The sequence below is a fragment of the Acidiferrobacteraceae bacterium genome, assembly GCA_037388825.1.
In the GTDB taxonomy this organism is placed as follows: Bacteria; Pseudomonadota; Gammaproteobacteria; order Acidiferrobacterales; family JAJDNE01; genus JARRJV01.
On sequence record JARRJV010000090.1, the window covers coordinates 1 to 6,282 of the forward strand.

Genomic DNA, 6,282 nt, shown 5'->3' on the forward strand with positions numbered 1-6,282 from the left:
TGATTTCGGATTGTAGCTTGTAAGCTACAATACAACAATTGCCGGGCTAGATCGACTCAGCGGTGCCGGGTTGCCTATTTCTCTCCGACCAGGCGGATGGTCCGGCAATCGCGCGAGTGGCGATGGGCACCCGGACCGGTACGGCTGAAATAGATATACGGCGTCAGCACCGGCGCCTTGGAGACCGAGGCCCAGTCGATCTCCACCACCATCGGCCTTTGCTTGTTCGGCAGGTTGCCCCGGACCAGTTTGTCTTCCACCAGGCGATTGCTGTGCACAACCACGGTCTGGTGCGGCTCGACGACGCCGAATTTCACCGCGGTGTCCGAGGGCGGTGCGCCCTTGGTTTTCGAATCGAACACCGCTTTTCCGCTGGCGTTGTAGATGCGCATGCCCACCAGCTTGATGGCGCTATGGTTGTTGACGTTCGAGATGGTCCAGCGCGTATACACGTCTTCCTTGGTGTAGATATTCCCGCCACACACGACCGTTCCGCCGCGCGCGAGGGTGACGTGATCGCTGGTGGTGGCGCCGCCAAGGGCCGGAACGAATCCAAACAAGACGGCGACAAAAATACCGAGAATCTTTGTTCTTGCTTCCATCACTACCCCCTTGGGCCCTGGTTCTGTGAATTCGGATCGAGCCGTTCAGGAAATATTAAGGAAATCGGCCCGGGGTGACAACGCAGCGGGCAACGTGTTTCCGGTTCGCCGTCGCCAATGCACTCTGGCCGCGGGAATTCCCGGCCATTCACGCGATCGCCCTGCCCTCGCCATCGAAGAAATACAGCTGCCGCATGTCCAGACGCAAGGGCACAGTTTTGCCGACCGCGGGTGCGGTGCCGCCGGGGATGCGGGCGATGAGTTTCGTCTGCGGGTCATCGAGATCGAAGTACAGCAGTTGTTCGTGGCCCAGTACTTCCACTGCGGCGAGGGGCAGTTCCAGGGTCGCGGCGCCGGGCTCGGCGATCTCAATGGCCTCCGGGCGGATGCCGGCAAACACCTTGCGATCGACGTGGGCCGCGAGGCTCGCAATCGGACTGTGGCCTTCTAGCGGCACGGCCAGCCAGCGACCAGCAAACTCGAACTGGAGTTTCGACTCGCGCTGGCGCAACCGGCAGGGAAGAATATTCATGCCGGGGCTGCCGAGGAATTGGGCGACAAACGTATTGGCCGGGCGTTCGTACAGCTCCTGCGGCGGTGCGACCTGTTGCAGGCGGCCGGCGTTCATCACCGCCACGCGATGGCCGAGGGTCATGGCCTCCACCTGGTCGTGGGTGACGTAGAGGGTGGTGACGCCAAGGCGCGCCTGCAGCGCTGCGATCTCGGCGCGGATCTGCACCCGCAGGCGCGCGTCCAGGTTGGACAGCGGCTCGTCCATGAGAAACACGCGCGGCTCGCGCACGATGGCGCGGCCCATGGCCACGCGCTGGCGCTGGCCACCGGACAGTTCCTTCGGCATGCGATCCAGCAAGGGCGTCAGCTCCAGCAGCTCGGCGGCATGGGCGATGCGTTTTTCCACTTCGCCTTTTTCCAGCCTCGCCATGCGCAGCGGGAAGGCAAGATTGGCGCGCACGCTCATGTGCGGATACAGGGCATAGTTCTGGAACACCATGGCGACGTTGCGTTGCTGCGGGCTGAGTTCATTCACGCGCTCGCCGGCGATACGAATCTCTCCCTCGGTCGCGGTCTCGAGGCCCGCCAGCAGGCGCAGGGCCGTGGACTTGCCGCAACCGGACGGGCCCACCAGCACCATGAACTCGCCGTCGTTCACGTGCAGGTCCAGGTCGACGAGCGCGCGGGTGCCGTCGGGGAAGGTCTTGCCTACCTTTATATAGGTCAGGTCGGCCACGTCAGCCCCGGATGCCGGTGGCGACCACGCCACGGATGAACCAGCGCTGGAAGAACAGGAACACCAGCAGGATGGGCAACACCATCATCACGCCGAAGGCGAAGATGTCGCCCCATTGCAGCGGCGGCAGGGTGTAGAAGGTGGCGATGGCCAGGGGCAACGGCCGCACCGCCTCGCCGCTGGTCACCATCAGCGGCCACAGGTATACGCCCCATTGGACCAGGAAGCTGAGGATGGCGACGGTGGCGAACACCGGCCGGCTGTTGGGCACGATGATGGTGAGGAAGGTGCGCATGGGCCCGGCGCCGTCGATGCGCGCCGCCTCCTCCAGTTCCCGCGGCAGGCCGAGGAAGAAGGTGTAGAAAAGGTAAATCGAAAACGCATTGGCGACGAAGGGCAGGATCTGCGCCACGTAGGTGTCGCGCCAGCCGAGCACCGTCACCTGGTAGAACAGGGGCACGGCGATAGCCTCCAGCGGCAGGATCAAAATCGCCAACACCAGGGCGAAGGCAAACGCGCGCCCGCGCCATGGCATGCGCGCAAAGGCATAGCCGGCAAGGCTGTTGACGATGAGCCCGCCCAGCACCACCGCCCCGGTGATGAACAGGGAGTTGAACAGGAAGCGCAGGAAATCCACGCGCGCGAACACGTCGCGGTAGTTGTCGAGGTTCCAGTCGGTCGGCACAAAGGCGCGCATGCTGCCGGCATCGGTCAGCACCCGCGCCTCGGGCTTGAGGCTGCCGGCGAGCATGAACAGCACCGGCGCGACGAACAGCAGCGCGGCGATGGTCAGCCCGGCGTAGCTCAGAACCTTCCCGGCGAGGCCGCGACTCATGCCTGCTCCTGGCGCGCGAAGCGTCGTTGCAGGATCGTGACCAGCAATACCACCAGGAAGAAGACCACGGTCACGGCGGCGCCGCGCGCCACCTGCTGACGGGCAAAGGCCGATTGCACCGCCTCGTACATGACCGTGGTGGTCGCGTTGCGCGGCCCGCCGTGGGTCATGATCTGCACCTGCTCGAACAGGCGAAAGGCGAGGATGGTGGTCACCAGCATGACGAAGATCAGGGTGTTGCGCAGTTGCGGCAGGGTGATATGCCAGAAGCGCTGCCAGCGACCGGCGCCGTCGATGCGCGCGGCCTCGTACAGTTGTTCCGGGATGGATTGCAGCCCGGCGAGCAGGATCACCATCTGGAAACCCGCGCCCTGCCAGATGGAGGTGAGCAGAATGGCCGGCAGGGCGAGCCAGGGATCGTGCAGGAAATCGCGCGCCTGCCAGGTCCCGAGGCTGACGAGGTGGAGAAAGCTGTTGAGCATGCCGTTGGCCCCGGGGGCGTAGATCAGGATCCACACCACCGATACCAATGATAAGGGGAACACCACCGGCAGGAAGAACAGGGTGCGAAACACGGCGCGGCCCTTGAGCGGTTGGTGCAGCAGCAGCGCCAGCCCCAGGGCAAGGGTGGTCTGCAGCGGGACCACCAGGGCGGTAAACAGGACGTTGTTCGCCAGCGCGCGCAGGAAGGTGGGGTCGGCGGCGAGGCGCAGGTACTGGCGCAAACCAACGAATTCCAGCGGCAAGGGCGAACCCAGGCGCAGGTTGGTGAACGACAGGACGATGGCGAGCGCGAACGGGAGCGCAACGAAGACCAACAAACCGGCCAGGGCCGGCAGCGCAAACAGCGTGCCCGCGGAGATGCGTGCTCGGCTTCGCATCGACCTAGTCTAACGTAGAGTCAGTGGGTTTTCAGGGGTGGATAGCCGTGATTGTCGTGGATGTCGCGGTCGATGGTCTTGGCGGCACGGTCCAGCGCCTGTTGCACCGGCATGCCGTTGCGTATGTCGGCGAAGGCCTGGCGGAAGCTGGAACTGATGACCGGGTAGGCGGGCGTCTGCGGCCGCGGCACGGTGTAGCCTTCCGCCAGTTGCTCAACGAACAGGTGCAGCGGTCCGCCCTTCCGGTACAGCGGCGAGCGCGCGATGGCGGCGCGCGTCGCCGGGACCGCACCATTGGCCCCGGTCATGGCCAGGATCGGATCGGCCTGCAACAGATAGTCGATGAGCGCGGCCGCCTGCTTCGGCGCGCGGGTGGCGCGCGGGATGCCCCACACCCAGGAACCCTGGCCGCTGCGACTTCCGCGGCCGAAGTTGGGCAGAGGCAGCAAGACCAGGTCCTTGCCGAAGGCCTTGTGGTAGCGCGGATACTCCCAGTGCCCGGCCCAGGACAGGGCGACCCGGCCGCTGACGAAGGCGGCGTCGTCCACGTTGGGATCGACCCAGCCCTGTTGCAGCCAGTGCTGGATGTGGGTCATGGCCTTTACCGAGTCCGGGCCGTTCAGGACCCCGTCGGCCGATTGGTAGTCCTTGCGGTCGATGAGATCGCCGCCGGCCGATTGCAGCACCGGCGAGAAGGCATAGCTGAACCATTCGTCCGGATAGTTGAGCTTGAGATCGAGCACGGCACCGTCGGCATCGTTCTGCGCCAGCTTCGCGAGGATGCCTTCAAACTCGTTCACGCTCCAGGCGGTGCTGGGATGCCGGGGGATGCGCGCGCCGATCTTCTTTAGCGCGCTGTGGCGCGCGTACAGGCCGAGGCCGGATTCGAACATGCCGACCCCGTACAGATGCCCGCGATACATGCCCTGCTTGATGATGGACGGCAACAAATCGGTCTGGATCCGGGCCGACAACAACTTCTCCAGCGGCTGCAGCCGTCCCTGCCAGGCGTAATTGGCCAGATACGGCACGTCGAATTCCATCACGTCCGGCAGGTCGTGCGCGATCGCCGCCGCCTGCACCTGGGCATTGTAGGAACGCTCGGGAAGAAAGGTCAGCTTGATCGAGATGTCCGGGTGCGCGTCGTCGAAGGCCTTCACTTCGCGTTGCAGGACCTTGCGTTCCCCCGCCTGGCCGGCATGGGCCCATACCGAGAGGGTGGTGATGCCCGCTTGCCGTGATTTGTGGCGATCGCACGCCGCCAGGGTGGTGGCGACGGCGAGTGCGAACACGGCCAGGACTCGCACTGGACGATTCATCGCTGCTCCGATGTCGGTCCGCCGGCGATCCGGGTTCCCCTATTTGCAGGCACCGATGCGGCGGTCGCTGAAGGTCTCGCGCATCTTCATGGTCATGCCGACGGACTTGGTGGTCACGACCATGTCGAGGTAGCCCTTGTTGTGGGTGGGATAAACCGTCGCCACACCCACGCCGGTGGACGTGGCACCGCTATTGGTGCAGCTGACGTTCCAGCGGACCTTGTGTGCCCCCAAGGGATGCTGTTTGTAGGTGCAGTGCATGTTCTTGTTGGTCGGTGGTTTGAAGTTCAGGTCCTTTTCCGTCATGCATTTCCGGAAGGTGCTGGTGTGGGGATGGCGCATGAATCCCGGGCCGCTTTGCATCTCCGTTGTGACCGTGGATTCCCACATCCCGGGCTCGGGTCGCACCATGGATGCCTGGGCCAGACTGGTGGCGGCGAGCAGCAACGCTGCGGGCAAAATAGTCCATTGTTTGCACATGGTTCGTCTCCTTGGAAGTTCTACGTATCGAGTGCTCCCGGTGTGCTCATCGGTTCCCTGGAATCGCCTGTATCCCTCCGGGTGGGAGCGCCGGTATCCGGTCGCGGTATACAGACGGAATACTGTGCCATGGTCACTGGCGCCAAGTATCAGTTTTGTGTGAAATCATCCTCGCACGACGCGCCTTCGGCAACGGCGCCGGTCTGGAACGGAAAGGCGTAGCTCGAAAACGGGGACGCGATGGATCCCGGACTCGTACGGCGTGCCCACGGGACGATACGGTATCCCGGCTGCTGGTAGACGCCGGACCAGGCGGTAACGCGTGGCCAGCCGTGCAAACGGAAGCGCGCACGCACCGACCAGTAGTAGACGCTGCAGGGATCCAGCCCCTGCTCGACCCGGTGTTCGGTTCCGACAATGCCTTGGCGCCGATACACTTCTTCGCCGGCGTAGTAGTACAACTCGGTCCGCTCGTGTGAGGCCGATGCCTCGCCCCGAAAGATCACCAGATCGTAGGTCAAGTCCTCAACCTGAGCGGCGCCGGATGGATCGACCAGGTAGGGCTGCCAGCGCAAGGTGGGATGCATCGACAGCCAGCATAGTACTGCCGGGTCTGTTTCTGTGTGGCGCCGTTCCGGTACAACTGCTCGAACGCGACGAACTTCAGGCAGGCCCGCGTTACTTCCTTGGACTTTCCCACCGGGCCGAAACGCCTGAACTCGATCGTGCGGATGCCGGCCAGCAGCATCGGATGCAAGCTGTCGCCGGTGGGGGCAGGAATGGACATTTCGCCTTCGCCCGTATCACGGGCGGGAACCGCGACCCGTTGCACGCCGTCGGAAAACTGCAGGCCGTTGTCGGACCCATAGTGCCGGATCGCATCGGCGTAGAGCTGTTGGCCAAACAGATCGTGGAC

The 6,282-nt window shown here is 64.2% G+C and carries 8 protein-coding genes; all 8 read right to left on the reverse strand.

What is annotated here, in order from left to right; translation table 11 throughout:
* Window positions 1–74 precede the first annotated feature (74 nt).
* On the reverse strand, window positions 75–602 hold the full coding sequence (locus P8X48_12010; protein ID MEJ2108029.1) for a hypothetical protein: 528 nt from the start codon (window positions 600–602) through the stop codon (window positions 75–77).
* A 148-nt stretch (window positions 603–750) separates the two neighbouring features.
* Window positions 751–1,851, reverse strand: a complete 1,101-nt coding sequence (ugpC, locus tag P8X48_12015; GenBank protein MEJ2108030.1) for a sn-glycerol-3-phosphate ABC transporter ATP-binding protein UgpC — start codon at window positions 1,849–1,851, stop codon at window positions 751–753.
* Between the two features lies 1 nt (window position 1,852).
* Window positions 1,853–2,686 carry a carbohydrate ABC transporter permease gene (locus P8X48_12020; protein MEJ2108031.1) on the reverse strand — a complete coding sequence of 278 codons (834 nt, stop codon included), beginning with the start codon at window positions 2,684–2,686 and terminating at the stop codon, window positions 1,853–1,855.
* On the reverse strand, window positions 2,683–3,567 hold the full coding sequence (locus P8X48_12025; GenBank protein ID MEJ2108032.1) for a sugar ABC transporter permease: 885 nt from the start codon (window positions 3,565–3,567) through the stop codon (window positions 2,683–2,685). The genes P8X48_12020 and P8X48_12025 overlap by 4 nt, the downstream gene beginning before the upstream one ends.
* Window positions 3,568–3,587: 20 nt before the next feature.
* Complete coding sequence (locus P8X48_12030; protein ID MEJ2108033.1) at window positions 3,588–4,886, reverse strand: sugar ABC transporter substrate-binding protein; 1,299 nt, start codon at window positions 4,884–4,886, stop codon at window positions 3,588–3,590.
* A gap of 39 nt (window positions 4,887–4,925) precedes the next feature.
* A complete protein-coding gene (locus P8X48_12035) occupies window positions 4,926–5,366 on the reverse strand; it encodes a DUF3617 family protein (GenBank protein MEJ2108034.1) in 441 nt (146 codons plus the stop codon).
* A gap of 149 nt (window positions 5,367–5,515) precedes the next feature.
* Window positions 5,516–5,887: a hypothetical protein gene (locus P8X48_12040; protein ID MEJ2108035.1), complete on the reverse strand. Its 372-nt coding sequence runs from the start codon at window positions 5,885–5,887 to the stop codon at window positions 5,516–5,518.
* Window positions 5,884–6,282 (reverse strand): hypothetical protein (locus P8X48_12045; protein ID MEJ2108036.1); only part of this gene is annotated, 399 nt, incomplete at its 5' end. The genes P8X48_12040 and P8X48_12045, both read right to left, overlap by 4 nt.

Coding starts and splice junctions, on each gene's coding strand:
- P8X48_12035 (MEJ2108034.1), bottom strand. CDS start 5,366: ATGTGCAAACAATGGACTATTTTGCCCGCAGCGTTGCTGCTCGCCGCC.
- P8X48_12025 (MEJ2108032.1), bottom strand. CDS start 3,567: ATGCGAAGCCGAGCACGCATCTCCGCGGGCACGCTGTTTGCGCTGCCG.
- P8X48_12030 (MEJ2108033.1), bottom strand. CDS start 4,886: ATGAATCGTCCAGTGCGAGTCCTGGCCGTGTTCGCACTCGCCGTCGCC.
- P8X48_12010 (MEJ2108029.1), bottom strand. CDS start 602: ATGGAAGCAAGAACAAAGATTCTCGGTATTTTTGTCGCCGTCTTGTTT.
- P8X48_12020 (MEJ2108031.1), bottom strand. CDS start 2,686: ATGAGTCGCGGCCTCGCCGGGAAGGTTCTGAGCTACGCCGGGCTGACC.